General features: G+C 71.7%; 15 protein-coding genes and 1 pseudogene. 5 read left to right on the forward strand and 11 right to left on the reverse strand.

Annotated features, from left to right (window positions below):
- Window positions 1-230: 230 nt before the first annotated feature.
- The 6 genes and pseudogenes from AC5L3Z_RS28405 to AC5L3Z_RS28430 all read right to left on the reverse strand — a co-directional run bounded on the left by AC5L3Z_RS28405 (window position 231) and on the right by AC5L3Z_RS28430 (window position 6,115).
- Window positions 231-962 (reverse strand): HD domain-containing protein, encoded by a 732-nt coding sequence (locus AC5L3Z_RS28405; protein ID WP_494846324.1) that lies wholly within the window; start codon window positions 960-962, stop codon window positions 231-233.
- A gap of 378 nt (window positions 963-1,340) precedes the next feature.
- On the reverse strand, window positions 1,341-1,712 hold the full coding sequence (locus tag AC5L3Z_RS28410; RefSeq protein WP_494846325.1) for a YciI family protein: 372 nt from the start codon (window positions 1,710-1,712) through the stop codon (window positions 1,341-1,343).
- 870 nt (window positions 1,713-2,582) lie between these two features.
- A complete protein-coding gene (locus AC5L3Z_RS28415) occupies window positions 2,583-3,227 on the reverse strand; it encodes a LuxR C-terminal-related transcriptional regulator (RefSeq protein WP_494846327.1) in 645 nt (214 codons plus the stop codon).
- On the reverse strand, window positions 3,215-4,498 hold the full coding sequence (locus tag AC5L3Z_RS28420) for a sensor histidine kinase (RefSeq protein WP_494846328.1): 1,284 nt from the start codon (window positions 4,496-4,498) through the stop codon (window positions 3,215-3,217). The genes AC5L3Z_RS28415 and AC5L3Z_RS28420 overlap by 13 nt, the downstream gene beginning before the upstream one ends.
- Window positions 4,498-5,352: a CPBP family intramembrane glutamic endopeptidase gene (locus tag AC5L3Z_RS28425; RefSeq protein WP_494846329.1), complete on the reverse strand. Its 855-nt coding sequence runs from the start codon at window positions 5,350-5,352 to the stop codon at window positions 4,498-4,500. The genes AC5L3Z_RS28420 and AC5L3Z_RS28425 overlap by 1 nt, the downstream gene beginning before the upstream one ends.
- Before the next feature lie 283 nt (window positions 5,353-5,635).
- Window positions 5,636-6,115: pseudogene (locus AC5L3Z_RS28430) on the reverse strand (Tn3 family transposase).
- A 228-nt stretch (window positions 6,116-6,343) separates the two neighbouring features.
- Here AC5L3Z_RS28430 and AC5L3Z_RS28435 point away from each other — a divergent pair.
- Window positions 6,344-7,183, forward strand: a complete 840-nt coding sequence (locus tag AC5L3Z_RS28435) for an alpha/beta fold hydrolase (protein WP_494846331.1) — start codon at window positions 6,344-6,346, stop codon at window positions 7,181-7,183.
- 76 nt (window positions 7,184-7,259) lie between these two features.
- Here AC5L3Z_RS28435 and AC5L3Z_RS28440 read toward each other — a convergent pair whose 3' ends face one another.
- Window positions 7,260-7,742, reverse strand: coding sequence for a DnaJ family domain-containing protein (locus AC5L3Z_RS28440; protein ID WP_494846332.1), 483 nt, complete (start codon window positions 7,740-7,742; stop codon window positions 7,260-7,262).
- Window positions 7,743-7,876: 134 nt separating this feature from the next.
- On the opposite strand from AC5L3Z_RS28440, the gene AC5L3Z_RS28445 reads away from it, so the two are divergent.
- Window positions 7,877-8,284, forward strand: a complete 408-nt coding sequence (locus tag AC5L3Z_RS28445; RefSeq protein WP_494846408.1) for a YkvA family protein — start codon at window positions 7,877-7,879, stop codon at window positions 8,282-8,284.
- Between the two features lie 58 nt (window positions 8,285-8,342).
- Here AC5L3Z_RS28445 and AC5L3Z_RS28450 read toward each other — a convergent pair whose 3' ends face one another.
- Complete coding sequence (locus AC5L3Z_RS28450) at window positions 8,343-8,897, reverse strand: GNAT family N-acetyltransferase (RefSeq protein ID WP_494846333.1); 555 nt, start codon at window positions 8,895-8,897, stop codon at window positions 8,343-8,345.
- A 117-nt stretch (window positions 8,898-9,014) separates the two neighbouring features.
- Between AC5L3Z_RS28450 and AC5L3Z_RS28455 the strand changes: the two genes are divergently transcribed.
- A complete protein-coding gene (locus AC5L3Z_RS28455) occupies window positions 9,015-9,665 on the forward strand; it encodes a LysE family translocator (protein WP_494846335.1) in 651 nt (216 codons plus the stop codon).
- A gap of 100 nt (window positions 9,666-9,765) precedes the next feature.
- Here the strand turns inward: AC5L3Z_RS28455 and AC5L3Z_RS28460 are convergent, their stop codons facing one another.
- The gene (locus AC5L3Z_RS28460; RefSeq protein WP_494846336.1) at window positions 9,766-10,509 is read right to left on the reverse strand and encodes an SDR family oxidoreductase; all 744 of its coding nucleotides are present in this window, start codon (window positions 10,507-10,509) and stop codon (window positions 9,766-9,768) included.
- 134 nt (window positions 10,510-10,643) lie between these two features.
- Here AC5L3Z_RS28460 and AC5L3Z_RS28465 point away from each other — a divergent pair, with 134 nt between their 5' ends.
- Window positions 10,644-11,129: an RrF2 family transcriptional regulator gene (locus AC5L3Z_RS28465; RefSeq protein ID WP_494846337.1), complete on the forward strand. Its 486-nt coding sequence runs from the start codon at window positions 10,644-10,646 to the stop codon at window positions 11,127-11,129.
- 27 nt (window positions 11,130-11,156) lie between these two features.
- On the opposite strand, the gene AC5L3Z_RS28470 is transcribed toward AC5L3Z_RS28465, so the two are convergent.
- On the reverse strand, window positions 11,157-14,189 hold the full coding sequence (locus AC5L3Z_RS28470) for an AfsR/SARP family transcriptional regulator (RefSeq protein WP_494846339.1): 3,033 nt from the start codon (window positions 14,187-14,189) through the stop codon (window positions 11,157-11,159).
- 97 nt (window positions 14,190-14,286) lie between these two features.
- On the opposite strand from AC5L3Z_RS28470, the gene AC5L3Z_RS28475 reads away from it, so the two are divergent.
- Window positions 14,287-15,069, forward strand: coding sequence for an alpha/beta fold hydrolase (locus AC5L3Z_RS28475; RefSeq protein WP_494846340.1), 783 nt, complete (start codon window positions 14,287-14,289; stop codon window positions 15,067-15,069).
- 887 nt (window positions 15,070-15,956) lie between these two features.
- On the opposite strand, the gene AC5L3Z_RS28480 is transcribed toward AC5L3Z_RS28475, so the two are convergent.
- Window positions 15,957-16,748 carry a hypothetical protein gene (locus AC5L3Z_RS28480; protein WP_494846341.1) on the reverse strand — a complete coding sequence of 264 codons (792 nt, stop codon included), beginning with the start codon at window positions 16,746-16,748 and terminating at the stop codon, window positions 15,957-15,959.
- Window positions 16,749-16,753 lie beyond the last annotated feature (5 nt).

Genomic DNA, 16,753 nt, shown 5'->3' on the forward strand with positions numbered 1-16,753 from the left:
CCGGCATACGCAAGCTACTCGCCACGCAGGTTTTGATGTCGTTGGCAGGCCGCGGACCCGCACCATTCTGATCGTGCACCGCACGGCCGCCGCTACATCGTCGCCGCGACGCGGTCACCCTGCTCTGACGCAGCGACGAGGGTAGGACCGATCGGTAGACTTGCTGGAAACCGTCAGCTCTCATGCGCGAAGTGACCGGTGCAGAGCTGCCGGACCCGGCTCGGCACGTCTCAGCCGGTCACGGTGGGATAGCCGTTCTGGAAGGCGAGCCGATGGTCCGCGTCCATCGCGATCTTGTCGAGGTGGTCGTCGAGGTTGAGGAAAGCCTGCCAGGGCTCCTCCCCGGAAGCGGCGGCGAGCCGGTCGACGACGAGTTGTTCGAGGTCGGGGACGCGCTTGGCCTTCCAGATCTTGTCGGCCAGGCTGACGAGCAGGTCTTCGATCTCGGCGGCGTTCGTCCGCCAACTGGCATGCGTCGCGGCGAAGCGCGCCAGGGAAGGCTCGATGCCGGCGTCGAGCAGGAGCTGCTGCCCGGCTCGCTCATGCCGGGAGCCTGGTCCGGACAGTTCCTCGACGTGAACCGTTTTGCCGATGTCGTGGGTGGCCGCGCCGAAGAGAACGGCCTCGCGGTCGAGGACCAGGGTTGGGTAGTGAACGGTGAGCCAGGCCGTGAGCTGGGCGGCGACGTCGTGCACGGCGCGCAGATGCGCGGCCAACCGAGGTGGCGCGTTCAACTCGACGAGGAGGTCGGCGACCTGGGCTGGTAGCTGCCGCAGCGGCGGGACACCAGGTTCGCGCAAGGCATGACGCAGCGTCAAAGGCATGGGTGCTCCGGCGTGGTCGGCGTGCGGGGTTTCGGCGGACGCATGGTAGAACGCCATCAGCATGCTCACCTTGCGGAGCGATTCCGTAGGCCGGGCCGGCAGCGCATCGGAGGCCTCGGAGACAAGATCAGGTTTCATCTGCCGCCATCCGGCTGCCGACGCGCTCTCCTGGTCGCGCAGCGGGAGGTCGTCGATGGAGGCAACGATGCCTCAGCAACTGGCCCTTGAGCCACTCTCCGTAGGGCCTCGACTGCAATGTCGAACGACGGGTCGACGCGCAAAGATGAGCGGGCACACCCGCCGCGACGGGCGTGGCTGTCGCTCCATGGAGGCGATCAGTGGTTGCGGGAATCCGGCCAAGTTCGGGGACCGGGCTTCGCCCACACCCGATCCCCGGGGTCACCGCCCGCGTTCCCAGTTCAGGTCGATCCATAGGCCGCTTCGTCAACCGCGGCCACGCAAGTCGCTTGCTCCAAGATGGCTGGTCGTCCTCGGCCAGACGTCGTCAGGAACTCATCATCGCCTGTCAGCCTGGCGGAGCATCGCGTCCGTTTCGGGGTCGGGCATGAGCTGCCGGACCTCTTGCGCGCAGCGGCAAGCGGCGGCGAACTTGGCAGCCCAGGCCAGCGCCTCTTCGCGTGAGGCCACGTCGACGACCACGAACCCGCCGATGACTTCCTTCGTCTCCGGGTAGGGGCCGTCGGTGACGATGCCGTCCGTGGCCACGACGCTCGCCCTTTGCCTTTCCAGTCCGGCGCCGAACACCCACACGCCGGCGTTCACGGCCTCTTGGACCACCGCGTGCGCGGCCTTGCCCACGTCGGGGATGTCCTCGCCGGGGATGTGGTCCATCGCGCCGTCGTTGAACGAGATCAAGTACTGCGTCATCCCATGACTCCCTGGTCCCGGCGGCCGCCTCCGGCCGCTCACCTGTTCTACGAACGACTCGCCCCGGATCCGACGCTGTGCCAAAGGGTTTTTCACGGGACCTCCGCCGCTCGACGGCTGCGGGCCATGTCGTCCCTGTTCGCGGAGGTCATCGCCGCCGCCATCGGCCACGAGTGACCACCGCACCAAATCTGCCCCAGACAACGCACGCCCCGGCTTCCCGCAGGTCGTCGCCATGCGGGAGCGGACAGCCTGTTCGACGACGAACCAGTCGCTCGCCACCCGACGGTGACGCCGAGACTCAACATCGGGATCGGCAAGATCTCGCTGGTGCCCGAACTCACCGACATCTGGCACCTCGCCGACTCGGCCCGCGAGGACCATCGGAACGGAAACTGGCGGTAGTCGTCAGCCAGTAGCCGGCGTCTCCGCGGGCAGGATGGCCAGGTTCCGCTAAATGGTAGGCCGGGTGACGCCGATCTCCGAGGCGATCTGGGCGACGGTGTGCACGCGCCGGCCGTCGGAGCCGGTTTCCTCGTACATTTCTACCAGGAGCGCCTTGTCGAGTTCGGGCCGGCGGGCGATTTGCCGGACGCCTTGTCAGTGAAGATCTGCTCACAGCCGGCCGTGGCGAGGGCGTCGTGTTGGGCATTGGGGTTGTGGTCGCAGGTGGAGAGCCGTCCGTAGCCGATCCGCATGCCCGGGCTGTGTCGCGATCCTCCGAGAGCTTGACAAAGGCGCGGACACCGGTTGCGTGACATAGCTGACCTGGGCGAACGTGCGCTCCGTTCGGGTGTGAAGCGAACGAGCCTTTCCGGTTTCCACCGTGTTGGTGCTCGGCGGATGCGGGTTATGTCTGACGCGTCAGCTTCACGTTTGGAGGTAGGCGACGACAGCGAGGACACGCCGGTGTGTTTCTCGGTCGTGCAGGAGGCCGAGCTTGCCGAAGATGCTGGCCACATGTTTCTCGACGGATCCTTCGGAGATGTGCAGGGCCGTGGCGATGGAGGTGTTCGAGCGGCCTTCTGCCATGGCGGTGAGGACCTGCCGCTCGCGGTCGGTGAGGGCGTGCAGGCGGGATGCGCGGTTGCTGCGACTCAGTAGTTGCCGGACGACTTCGGGATCGATGACGGTGCCGCCGGAGCCGACCCGGTGCACCGCTTCGAGGAAGTCGGCGATGTCGGCAACCCGGTCTTTAAGCAGGTAACCGATGCCGCGGACGTCGCCGCTGAGCAGGTCCGCGGCGTATTGGGCGACGACGTATTGCGAGAGCAGCAGCACTGCAACACCTGGGTGGCGTTCGCGGATGGTGTGGGCGGCGCGCAGTCCTTCGTCGGTGAACGTCGGGGGCATTCGGATGTCCACGATGGCCAGGTCGGGCTGGTACGCTGCGACGTGGGTGAGCAGCGCGTCGGGATCGGATACGCCGGCTACGACTTCGTGCTGTTTGTCGGTGAGCAGGCGGGTCAGTCCGTCGCGCAGCAGCACAGCGTCCTCGGCGATCACGATCCGCACGGCAGCTCCACGGTGATCAGGGTCGGCCCGCCGGTGGGGCTGGCGATGGTGAGGGTGCCGCCGATGCTGTCGACCCGGTCGATCAGCCCGGCCAGCCCGCCGGTGGGGTGGGCGGCGGCTCCGCCGATGCCGTCGTCGCCGACCTGTACGCGTAGCGCGGAGCCGGATCGGCGAACCCGGACCCATCCGGTGGTGGCTGCGCTGTGTTTACTGAGGTTCGCGAGCAGTTCACCGATGCAGAAGTATGCGGTGGCCTCGACCGGAGCAGGGGGCCGGGTGTCTAGGTCAATGTCGGCGGTAACCGGTATGGCGCAGCGGGCGGTCAGTGCGGGGACCGCGCCGTCCAGGCCGAGGTCGGTGAGCACCGCCGGGTAGATTCCCCGGGCGAGTTCCCGTAGCTCTGCGAGTGCCTGCTTGGCGTCCTCGTGGGCGGTGGCAACCCGGATCGCGGCCTGGCGCGGGTCGGTGCCCTGTTCAAGTTCCTCCCGGGCGCGTCCCAGCTCCATCGCGAGGGCGACCATGCGGACCTGGGCGCCGTCGTGCAGGTCGCGTTCGATGCGGCGTAGGTGGGCGCCGGCCTGTTCCACGGCGTGGTCGCGGCGCCGCTGCAAGGTGCGTACCTGCTCGTCTCGGCCGGCTCCCATGGTGAGGAGCCGCAGCCGCAGCCGGTCCAGAGCGGTGAATCCGTGGGCCAGCCACGGTGCTGCCAGCAGGCCAGCCAGCCCGATCACGGACATGAGTACCGGGTACGGCCAGCGGTCCGGGTACCAGTGCCAGAACGACGTCAGCTCGATCTCGTCGAAGCGGTGCCCGTCCCGCTCCGGCAGGAAGCGGTACCAGGCGGGATACGTGGCGGTCAGTAGTGACAGGCCCCACCACAGTGCGATCACGTATGCCTGGGCGAGGCCGAAGGGAACGGCGGTCATCGCGTACAGCAGACACCGCCATCCGGTCGCGTCGGTGAGGGCGTCACGGACCCAGCCGGTCAGCCCCGGCCGGGTCCGCGTCCGTGCGGCGGGTGCCGCGATCGTCAGCCCCAGCAACCGACGAGCGCGGATGCGTTCGATCGCGCCGATCCCGCGGGCGGCGGTCACCACGGCCGCCAAGGCGACCAGACCGATCACGGTGATGCTCGCCACCGCGGCGTACAGCATGGTCACCAAAGCGAGCAGACAGGCGACTGCGACGAACGGGCCGAGCAGCAGATATCCGGTCTCGCGCCACGTGCGGGCCCGCACCGGTTCGGTCACCAACCGCAGGAGAACGCTCATCAGCCTTCCATCGTCCGCACCCGGCGCCGGCGCAGGAGCAGCCAGTACCCGGCGAGCAACGCGGCGCTGTTCAGCAGGTACAGGAGTTCCACGCTGCCGCCATGACCCAGGCCGAGGTCGGGCGCGTGCAGCCGGACGTGTACCAGCGCGTCACCGTAATTGGCGCCGACGTCGGTGTCCATCGACAGCACGTCGTCCATCACCCAGTTCCACATCGTGTGGAAGCCGATGGCCAGCCACAGCGCGCCGGTGGACAACCGGGTCAGGATGAAGAACCCGGCCATGCACATGATGTCGGCCAGCAACACCAGCACGAACCAGGCCGAGGTCGGTACCCCGGCGAAGTGCAGGACTGCGAAGATCAAGCTGGACACTAGAGCTGCCCGGCGCAGCGGCCAGCCCTCGGCCAACGTCTGCAACGCGTACCCCCGGAACGCCAGCTCCTGCACGAAGGCGCTCGTCGCATACATGAACAGCCCTGTCCCGAGCAGGACCAGCACGGCGGCAGTTCCGCGCTCCCTGAGTTCCGTGCCGGTCACCTGCGCCCACCCGAGTGCCCATGCCGTGGCGAATACCACCAGCATGGACCCCGCCCCGGCGGTGAGGCCCGTGACGACGTGCCGCCAGTGCCATGTCGACAGCCCGATCGGGTGCCATGGCCGCTGGTCGACGTAGCGGCGGAACACGTACGTCACCGCCAGCGCGAGCACCGCGATAAGCGCATGCCCGGCCACGTTCATCACCAATGACCCCCGGGTCGCGGCGGTCACCACGCCCATCGGTACCAGCAGGCTCACCAGGTAGGCGGCCAGTCGCCACCCTCGCCGCGGTCTTCCCTCGGCCTCGACGAACAACCGTGTCATCGGGTTCCGGCGTCGAGGCGATCGCTCAACAGCGGACGCGTCCACCACAGTCCTCATGTTCGTGTCTCCCCGCATCGTCAGCTCAACACCGATGACGCTAGGAGCCGAGGCCCCCACCCGATACGCGGTTGTCCTCCGACCGTTATGGGGGCTAACCCCCACGACATCTCTGGCGATGACCACCTGCGGGATACGCGAGTCACGCCTCGAATGAGCCGGCTATTCCTCGTTGCCGGCGTCGGGATCGCGCAGGGCTCGCCGCTCGCCGCCCAGTTCAGGAAGCTGAAAATGAGTACTGACCGTGGCGGTTGATGTGTTTGCGCAGGTACGGCGAGAGGCGGGCGACGTCGACGTCCAGCACCTGGTACCCGACGCCGCGGAGCTGCCCGATCGCGGCGTCGAGGTAGACGGTGCTCCACAGGGTGATGCAGTTGAGCACCAGTCCAAGAGCGCCGAGCTGGTCTCCCATGCCCTCGCGCTACGCCCGGTACAGCTCACCCTTGCGGCCGTGAGACACGTGCCGGCCCAGGCCGTGACGGCCTTCCTGCAGATTGCGCATCCCCTTTATCTCCCGCCGATGCGGCGGCAGATCGACGTAGGCCAGCACGTGCGGCGTCTTGAAGACCCGCCCAAGGTGGGCCAGGGCCTCATCGGCCTGGGTCGGGTTCCCGCCGGCATGCAGCATCCGCATCGCGTCGTACGCCGAGATGGTGCCGGTGTACATCGAGGCGACCAGTCGCAGGAGGGCCGGCAGTGCCGGCGCACCCGGGCCAGGTCGATCCTGCCCTGGGTGTCTGACCTAGGCCGCCAACCAAGCGCAACCGCACCGCACGCGCACCTATTTCGTACCACCAGCGCTTTCCCACACCGCCGAGCTTGTCGGGACTCGGCCGGACCCGGATCGAGGCAGCGACCCGAGCCCGGGGCCGTCAGCGGGGAACTCTGTTGCCCCGCCCCGCACCCCGCTGACAGGGTCGCCCCCATGTCGACCTTCTCCGCACCCGACGGGACCGAACTCGCCTACCACGTGTTCGGAGACGGTCCCCCGCTGATCTGCCTTCCCGGCGGACCGATGCAGGCCTCCGGGTACCTCGGGGACCTCGGTGGCCTGTCGACGCACCGGCAGTTGATCATGTTGGATCTCAGGGGAACCGGGCGGTCGGCGACCCCGCAGGACGTCTCCTCCTACCGCTGCGACCGACTCGTCGACGACGTGGAAGCCCTGCGCGAGCACCTCGGCCTGGACCGGATGGACCTGCTCGCGCACTCCGCCGGGGCGAACCTGGCCGCGCTGTACGTGGGTCGGCATCCGCAGCGCGTCGGCAGGCTCGTGCTGGTCACGCCGAGTGTCCTGGCCGTCGGCATCGCGATCCCGGGCGAGCTGCGGCTGGAGACCGCGCGGCTGCGCCGGGACGAGCCGTGGTTCCCGACCGCGTACGCGGCGCTGGAAGCGGTCGCCGCGGACCGGGGCACCGCGGAGTCGTTCCAGGCGATCGCCCCGTTCTTCTACGGTCGCTGGGACGACACGGCGCAGGCCCACCACGCGGCGCTGGAGGCACAGCGCAACGACGAGGCCGCCGCCGTATTCGGCGGCGAGGGGGTTTTCGACCCGGACGCCACCCGCGCGGCGTACGCCCGATTTGCCTCGCCGGTCCTCCTGCTGGGTGGGGAGGGCGACCTGAATCCTCCGCCCCGCACGCTGGCCGACTTCGCCGACCTCTTCCCCCACGCCCAGGCGGTCGTCCAGCCCGGAGCCGGGCACTTCCCCTGGCTCCACGACGCCGACCGGTTCGTGACGGCCACCGCGGCGTTCCTGAGATGAACCACGACGGCAGCGCGCCGGGCCGGCGGCGGCCGGAACCCCGGTGACGGCCGGCTCGGCCGAACACGGGATGAGGTCAGCGGCGGCGCCACCACAGGCGCCAGCGCCGGCGCGGCCGGGACCTCGGCGCCGGCGCCTGCTGCGCCGCCGCGGCGACCCGCTCCGCCGCCGCCCGCTCCCGGTCGGTCCGCCACCGGCGGACCACGTCCTCGACGTTGACCGGCCGGACCACGACGCGAGGACCGGTCGGGGTACGCAGCCACGCCATGATCTCGGCGTTCAGCGCGCCGACGTACGTCCGCACCGACTCCTCCGTCGGCAGGTCACGCACCTCCGCCGGTACCCGCTCGACCCGGCGGCGCAGTTGCAGCGGGGTGGGCAGCAGCAGCTCGGAGGGGAGCGCCTCGCGCTCCAGGAAACTCTTGATCCACCAGGACTCGTCGTACGGCGCGTCCCGGCCCGGGATCGGCTTGCCCATACCGGGCAGGTTGTCGAACTCGCCGCGCTCCTGGGCGGAGCGGATCTGCGCCTCGACCGCCGCTTCCCACGCGTTGCTCACCGCTGGCACCTCCCCCGCATTCACCGTAACCGGCACACCGGCAGGATTCAGCGCCTGCGACCGGCCCGGCATTCCCCGCCGGAAGGGCGACGGTGGCGGCGTACATTTCCGGGCAGGACCGGGAGGAGGACACCGTGCGGGACTGGCTGATCGGCCTCGCGGTGGCGATGACCTGCCTGGTGGCCAGTTGGGCGTTGCTGGTGCTGCTGGCCCGGCGGCTGCCGCCGGGCATCCTGCGCGACCTGGCGGCGTTCATCCCGGACTGTCTGACCGCGGTGCGCCGGCTACGCGCCGACCCGCGGGTGCCGCGCCGGGCGAAGGTGGCCGTGCTCCTCGCCGGGCTGTGGCTGGCCAGCCCGATCGACCTGATCCCGGAGTTCCTGCCGGTCATCGGGCCGCTCGACGACATCGTGGTGGTCGCCCTGGCGCTGCGCTACGCCGGCCGGCAGGTGCCCCGCGAGGTGCTGCTCGCCGCCTGGCCGGGTGAGCCGAGGCTGCTGCTGCGGCTGCTCGGGCCGGCCGCCGCACCACCACCGGTGTGAGCGACACCACTGGCGAGGTGACCCCGATCACCGGCGGGTGACCGACCGGCGCCGCGTCTCAACCGCCTCGGCGAACGTGCCGGTGCCCGGGCAGAGGGAACGGCGGATGGGGTGGCAGCACCTCGACGAACGCGTACCCGGTCTTGTCCGCCACGCGGCAGGAGGCCGGGTTGTCGATCTGGTGCAGCAGTTCCAGGCGGATCAGCCCGCTGGCCGCGAACCGGGTGAACGCCCACCCGGTGACCGCCTCCAGAGCGCGGGACGCCACCCCGCGCCCCCGCGCCGACGCCGCCGTCCAGTAGCCCACCTCGGCGTAGGCTCGACCGGGCACCACGTCCTTGAGCAGGACGCAGGCCACGACCCGGTGCTCCCCCGTCGCCGGCTCGGGCTCGCAGACGGCGAAGCTGAAGCGACGGCCCGCCGCCCAGGCCTGCCGGTTGCGCGCCACCCACCGGCGCGCGTCGGCGGCGGTGACCAACGGGTCGCGGGTCCGCGCCCGCAGGACCGGATCACGGTAGGTCTCCAACAGCGCGGCGACGTCGTCGTCGCGCCAGCAGCGCAGCACGAGTTCGGGCGCGGACACGGTCGCCGGGGCCTGCAGGGTCGTGGACACCTGAGCAGTCTCGCGCGTGAGCGCGCGTCCCGACACCCCTTCGAAGCCGGTTCGCGCGCGCCCGAGGGCGACGGCCGGGCGTAGGGTCGCGAGGAGACGGTGAAGGCGGGGGCGTCGATGGTCACGTTCGGTGCGGTGGCGGGAATCGGCCTGGTGGCGTTGGGTCTGGTGCTCACCCCCGGACCGAACATGGTCTATCTGGTGTCCCGGTCGGTGACCCAGGGCCGGCGCGCCGGGCTGGTCTCCCTGCTCGGCGTGGCCGTCGGGTTCCTGGTCTACCTGGCGGCGGCGGTCGCCGGGATCGCCGCCATGTTCGTGCTGGTGCCGCCGCTGTACACGGCGGTGAAGCTGGCCGGCGCGGCGTACCTGCTCTGGTTGGCCTGGCGGACGGTGCGCCCGGGTGGGCGCTCGGCGTTCACCCCGGCGCCGCTGCCGCCGGACCGGCCGCGGCGGCTGTTCACCATGGGCCTGGTCGCCAACCTGCTCAACCCGAAGATCGCCATCCTGTACGTCTCCCTGCTGCCGCAGTTCGTCGACCCGGCGCGTGGTCACGTGGCGGTGCAGAGCCTGCTGCTCGGGCTGACCCAGATCGTGATCGCGCTGACCGTCAACGCGTTGATCGTGCTGACGGCCGGGTCGGTGTCGGCGTTTCTGACCCGCCGTCCGGCGTGGGCGCGGGCGCAGCGTTACGTGATGGGCACCCTGCTGGCCGGCCTGGCGGTGCGGATCGCCGCCGACCGGTCCCGCGCCGCGGTCGCCGCATCCTAGCGCCGGCGGCGGGCGGCGGGGTGGTGTCCGAGCCGGCCCCGCACGACGACGAGACGATCGCGTCGTGCGGGCCCGGCCGGGCACCGCAGGGTCAGTCCGCTCAGCGGGCCTGGCGTCCGAGCCACTCCCGGTAGGTGGTGGGGGCGATGACGGCGCCGTCCTTGGCGATGAGGACGTCGCCGGGTACGGCGGCGAACATGCCGGCGCTGTCGTCGGTGGTGACGGTGCGCTGGTCACCACGGGCGGCGAGGGTGATCCTGCCCAGTTCGTCGAGCGGGAAGACGTCTGGGCCGGCGACGTCCCGGATGCCCCGCAGGGGGCTGCCCGCGCTGACGTCGGCGACGGCCCGGGCGACATCGGCCGCGGCCATGGGCTGTACGGGGGTGCGGGGCAGGCGGACGGTGTTCTCGTCGGCGGTCCAGGACAGCACCGCGTCCATGAACTCGAAGAACTGGGTGGCGCGGACGATCGAGTACGGCAGGGGGCCGGCCTTGAGGACGTCCTCCTGGAGGACCTTGGCGCGGTAGTAGGCCAGGTCCGGAACCTGGTCGACGCCGACGATGGAGAGGATCACCGCGTGGCCGACACCCGCGCGCTGCGCGGCCGCCAGGAGGTTGTCCATGCTGGTCCGGAAGAAGTCGGCCGAGGCCTCGTCGAAGGTCGGCGAGTTGGTCAGGTTGACCACGACCTGGGCGCTCTGCACCGCCTCGGTCAGGCCCTGACCGCTGAGGAGGTCCACGCCGGTGGACGGCGAGTGCGGTACCGCCTCGTGCCCGGCCGCCTGCAGGAGCTTGACGACCTGCGACCCGATGAGCCCGGTCCCGCCGATCACGGCGATCTTCATGTCCATCACACCCTTTTTCGTGGAGCCGCTGGTCCGGTTCGCCGCAGCGCAGCCGAAACTCGGACCTTTTCTGTCCGGGAATATACTCGGATAGAGGATGACCGGGTTATGGGGGGCGTGGCTAGGGTGGACCGATGAAGATGTCCGGCGGGGTCGAATGGGCGCTGCACTGCTGTGTTGTCCTGACTACCAGCAGCAGACCCGTCGCGGCGGCCAAACTCGCCGAACTGCACGACGTCTCCGGCAGCTACCTCGCCAAGCAGTTGCAGTCCCTCGCCCGCGCCGGCCTCATCCACTCCGTCCAAGGCAAGTCCGGCGGCTACGCGCTCACCCGCGCCCCGGAGAGCATCACCGTGCTCGACGTGGTGCGGGCGGTCGACGGCGCGGGGCCCGCCTTCGCCTGCACGGAGATCCGCCAGCGCGGCCCGTTGGCGTCCCCGGCCGAGGCCTGCACCACGCCGTGCGCGATCTCCCGCGCCATGGCCGCGGCCGAGCAGGCCTGGCACCAGGCCCTCGCCGCGGTCACGATCGCCGATCTCGCCCGCGACGTCGACGCAGACTCCGGCCCTGAGGCGTTGGCCGGCGTGCGCGGCTGGCTCGAGGGGGAAAGGAACAGCTGACCGGCCAGGACCGGCCGGGACGGCGGATCAGACCAGAGCGCGGGCCTCGTCCGGGCTCAGGTCGTTCCCGGCGGCCACCAGCGCCTCGAACCGCTCCCGGCCGAGCGCGGCGAGCAGCCGTTCGGCGGTCCGCTCCAGGTCGTCGCGCTCGACGGGCGCGGTGGCGAACCCCGCGGCGAGCCGAGCGGCCGCCGCCGCGCCGAGCAGCCGCGCGGCGACCTGCGGCACCGACCAGGCGGCGGCCGAGGCGATGCCTTCGAGGGCGCCGATCGCGTCGCGGGGGGCACCCATCGCCTGCGCCGCGTCGAACGCCTCGACGTGCCGAGCCAGCCCGGTCGCCGGATCGCCGCCCTGCTCGGCCGCGTATCCCAGTTCGACCAGCACCATCGGCAGGTACAGCGCCGGCCGGGCGTCGCGGTGGGCCAGCTCCACCAGGTGCTCGAGGTGGCTGACGGCCACGTCCAGCTTGCCGTCGCGGCGGGCGGCGAAGCCCAGGCCCAGCTCGGCGAAGACCAGGGCGCCCGGCGAGTCCTGCTCGACGGCCAGCCGGTACGCCCGCTCCCCCAGCTCCCGGGCCTGCGCATAGTCGCGGGTCTGCACCGCGAGCCAGGCCAGCCAGGACAGCTTGCTGCCCACCTCGGGCCAGAGCGACAGCTCCTGCGCCCAGCTCAGGCCCGCCCGGTGCAGGGCGGCGGCGCGGTCGTACTCCCCGGTCAGCTCGGCCAGGCCCCCCACCCAGTCGGTGGCCTGCAGCCGACCCCAGCGGTCACCCAGCTCGGCGAAGAGCTCCGCGCAGCGGGCGCCGTGCCGTTCCAGGGCGGCCACGTCCTCGGCGGCGTGGGCGAGCTTGGCCCGGCTGCCCAGCACCGCCGCCTCGGTCCACCGGTCGGCGGACCCGGCCGCTTCGGCGAGCAGCTCGGTGGCCAGGGCCACCTCGCTGCGCTCGATCAGCGCGGCGGCCACGAACCAGGTGCCGCGGCTGTCGTCGTAGCCGTGCAGGTCGGCGGTGTCGACCGGTTCGCCCCGCAGCAGCGCGAAGCCCACCCGCCAGGCGGCGGCCCGGGACCGCGCGGTGGCCTCACCGTCGAGCGCCAGCGCCCGGTGGGCCTCGGTGAACCGGCCGCGCAGGAACCAGTACCAGCTCAGCGCGGTGGCCAGCCGCAGCCCGCCGCCGTGGGCGAGCGCCGAGCGCAGGTTGGCGTCCTCGGCGTCCAGCCGGGCCAGCCACTCGCCCTGGCGGGGGCCGCGCAGCTCGGGGTCGGCGCGTTCGGCCAGGCCGGTGAAGTACGCGGCGTGCCGGGCCCGGACCGTGGCCGGGTCGGCGAGGCGGTCGAGGCAGAACGCGGCGACCGACTCGAGCAGCCGGTACCGCGGGCCGGCTGCGGTGTCGTCCATGACCAGCAGGGACCGGTCGACCAGGCGGGCCAGCACGTCCAGGTCGGCGGCGCAGACCGCCTCGGCGGCGTCGAGGGTGGCGCCGTCGCTGAACACCGCGAGCCGGGCCAGCACCTGGCGGTCGGCGTCGTCGAGCAGGTCCCAGCTCCAGCCGATCACCGCGGCGAGGGTGCGCTGCCGGGCCGGCATGTCCCGCTGTTCGGTGGCGAGCAGGGCGAACCGGTCGTCGAGGCGCTGCACCACGCCGGTGACGCCCAGCGCGCGGACCCGGGTCGCGGCCAGCTCCAGGGCCAGCGGCAGGCCGTCCAGACGGCGGCAGAGCTGCGCGACGGCCGGCGCGGTCCGGTCGTCCAGGCGGAAGCCGCGCTGCTGGGCGGCGGCGCGGGCGGCGAAGAGCCGGGCCGCGGCGCAGCGGCGGACCGCGTCCGGGTCACGGTCGTGCTCCGGTACGGCCAGCGGCGGCACCTCCCACACCAGCTCGCCGGTGAGCCCGAGCGCCTCCCGGCTGGTCGCCAGCACGGTGACGCCGGTGGTGTCCCGCAGCAGCCGGGCCACCAGGTCGGCGGCGGGCGCGATGACGTGCTCGCAGTTGTCCAGCACGAGCAGCAGCCGCCGGTGCCGCAGCGCGGCGAGCAGCCGGTCGATGGCCGCGACGCTGCTGCCGGCCGCCTCGTGGACGTCCAGGGTGGCCAGCACCCGGTCGGCGACGCCGTCGTCGCCGGGCGGCAGCGCGGCCAGTTCGACCAGGTGGACGCCGTCGGGGTGGGACTGCTCGCGGGCGGCCTCGGTGGCCAGCCGGGTCTTGCCGACCCCGCCCGGGCCGGTGAGCGTGACCAGTCGCCGCCGCGGGATCAGCGCCCGCAGCTCGGTCAGGGCCTCGGCCCGGCCGACCAGCTCGTCGAGGCGGGCGGGGAGGCTGTTGCGGATGCGGGCCGCGCGCGGCGGCCCGGTCAGGCCGGCGTCCTGGGCCAGGATCCGCCGGTGCAGGGCGACCAGCTCCGGACCGGGGTCGAGGCCGAGCTCCTCGGCGAGCCGGTCACGCAGGTCGGCGTAGCTGTCCAGGGCCTCGCTCTGCCGGCCGGCGGCGTACAGGGCGCGCAGGTGCAGGGCGCGCAGGCCCTCCCGCAGCGGATGCCGGGCGACCAGGTCGGCCAGGTCCGCGACGACCAGGTCGTGTTCGCCGCGGGCCAGGCGGGCCTCGGCGAGGCGTTCGTGCACGGCGAGCCGCTGCTCGGTCAGGCGGATCGACTCGGCGCGGACGTACCCGGCGTCGGCGAAGTCCGCGTAGGGCTCGCCGCGCCACAGCCCGAGCGCCTCGGTCAGCCGGTCGGCGTCCCCGGCGGTGGCCAGGTCGGCGAAGCGGTCGGCGTCGGTGACGGCGCGCAGCAGGTAGCCGGGCGGGCGGGACTCGACCAGGTCACGGGCGCCGGGTTCGGCCTCGCCGAGGGCCTTGCGCAGCTGGGAGACCCGGACCTGCAGCGCGCCGGCCGGGTTGGCCGGCGGGTCGTCGCCCCAGAGGTCGTCGATGAGCCGGTCGGCGGAGACGACCTGGTTGCGGTTGGCCAGCAGGTCGGCCAGGAGCGCGCGGACCTTCACACCGGGCACGGTCACCGGCTCGCCGGCGTCGGTGGTGACGGCGAGCGGGCCCAGGACACCGAACCGCATGGCGGCCACCCTACAAGCCGTAAGCCGGCCGGAAGTGGACCGTAAGCGGCAGCGCGCACGGTGTGGGTGTCAGCCGATCGCAGAGAGGACCACGCTCATGAGCTACGCACCGGTCAATGGCCTGGACATGTACTACGAGGAGCACGGCACCGACGCCGGCCGGCCGGTCGTCCTGATCCACGGGGCGCTCTCCGGGATCGGCACGTCCTTCGGCGCGATCCTGCCGATCCTGGCCAAGAGCCGCCGGGTGATCGCGGTGGAGTTACAGGCCCACGGGCGCACCGCCGACATCGACCGCGACCTGACCGTGGAGGACTTCGCCGCCGACGTGGTGGCCCTGCTCGACCACCTCGGCATCGCCCGGGCCGACGTGTTCGGCTGGAGCATGGGCGCGGCGACGGCGCTGCGGCTGGGCACCGACCACGCCGGGCGGGTCGGCCGGCTCGTCCTGGCCTCGGTGTGCTTCACCCTCGACGGCATGTATCCGGGCCTGCTCGACGGCATCCAGGACCTGCGGCCGGAACACCTGCACGGCTCGGAGTTCCACGAGGAGTACCTGCGCACCGCCCCGGACCCGGCCGGCTTCGCCAACCTGGTGGCCAAGGTCAAGCGGCTCGACAGCGACCTGCCGCAGTGGTCGGCCGACCAGATCCGGGCGGTCGCCGCGCCCGTGCTGCTGGTGCTGGGCGACTCGGACATCATCCGGCCGGCGCACGCGGTGGAGATGTTCACGCTGCTCGGCGGCGGGGTCCCGGGTGACCTGACCGGTCTGCCGCGGTGCCGGCTGGCGGTCCTGCCGGGCACCACCCACACCTCGCTGCCGCAGCGGGCCGAGTGGCTGGCCCCGATGGTCGACGAGTTCCTGGACGCCGAGGCCTGAGCGGCTACCGGATCAGGCGGCCGGGTCCGCCGGCTCCGGCCGTCCGCCAGGCGCTGCGCGGTCCGGGCGAAGGAGGTGACCTCCGGCCGCGACGTCTGCCGGGGCCAGCCGAGGGCCAGCGTCGTGGCCGGCAGGTCCGACACCGCAACAGCGACCACGTCGGGTACGAGGCGGTCGGCGACGGACGAGCCGACGACGGTGACGAGCCGACCGAGTGCCACCAGGTCGAGGATCTCGTCCAGGCCCACCGGCGGGCACTGCTGCTGGTAGGTCGGCTCCTGCTGCAGTTCGGCGCGTTGTTCTTGGTCCGGAAACTACCGGGAGGCCATTACCTCGTGCTTTTCCAGCGGGTGCCGTAGTCGGTGATCCTGCCGCTCTGAGCGTTGCGCTCCGGGTCATGGACAGGTTCACCAGGCCGTAGGCGTGCAGCACACGTTGGCTGCGCCAGGTGTTGTCCTTCAACCCGAACTGGCTGCGGTGTTCCTGCACCGCGAACACACCGGAGGCGGCGTGAGCGAGCGGGAAGGCTGCCCGTCGGGCTGAGATGGCGAGAAACACGGCGATCTGGGTACTGGTCAGCGTACGGGCGAGGGCTGGACCGCGACGGCGACTGGATCCCGGACGAACCGCAGGTATTGAACCGCCGCGAAGGGCGTCTTCGGCACCGCCAAGGGCCCCGGAGCGGGAGTCGACGGGCTGGTACGGCCGAGAAGGCGCGGTCGTCAGGACACGGATGAGGAGCATGGCTAGGGCCGTGACCAGGAACGTCCACGGCGGTGGCTGACGGTTTCCCGGAGAATCGGCGAAGCCGTCCGGAGGTTGCCTCCGGACGGCTTCTGAGCCGCTCGTGTTCCTCAAGCGAGAGCCTGCGAGATCCGGCTCGCCGGCTACGAGGTGTGGGGGTTGTCCCGGAAGTCCGCGTCGCACTTGAGCGAGGATCCGAGATCGACGCAGACCTGCAGGCCGGCCTTCATGATGTCACGGGTGGTGTTCAGCTCCTTGCCGTCGTACGGACCCCACGGGGCGCTTTCGCAGGTGCCGTCGTCCTCGTGCCAAACGCCGTTGGCCCACGTGCCGTCCCGGAGGAGGGCGCGCGCCCGGGCGATGACCCGGTAGCCGTCACCCGGGCAGGTGTCGTTGATGACCCAGTTGTTGTAGGTCACCGAACGTGCCGAGGTGAAGTTGAGGTCCGCGTACGTCGTTCCGCCCGAGTCACCGCCGGACGGGTACGTCTGGACATGGACGGAGACGTGGCCGTCGTCGGCCATGGCCGGTGTCGGGCTGGCAACCAGCAGCGCGGCGGCAGCCGCCCCGATACCGAGGGTCTTCAGGGAAAAACGCACGGCGCAACTCCTTCTCACTGAACGGATCCGTTCGATCACGGAGAACGCCCATATTCTCTTCTCCGGAGCCGCGGTGTCCATCTCTAGATCGAAACCGGTCACGCTCTTCCGGCCGGCACCGTGCGGGCCGGGGCCGGCGTACCGGGTGCCACCGATCCGGCGCGCCGAGCGGGCCGCCGGGCCGACCGGCTGCCCGACCCGGGCGACGTGCAGCAGCCGCTCCGGCACCACCTCCAGCGTCGAGCCGAGCGCGGCGCGGGTGGCCGGCCCGTCGATGAGCTGGCTCAGCGGGTGCGCCGCCATGCCGTCCGCGTGCGGGGTCAGCCAGGTACACATCAGCG

Source organism: Micromonospora sp. LZ37, from assembly GCF_059359015.1.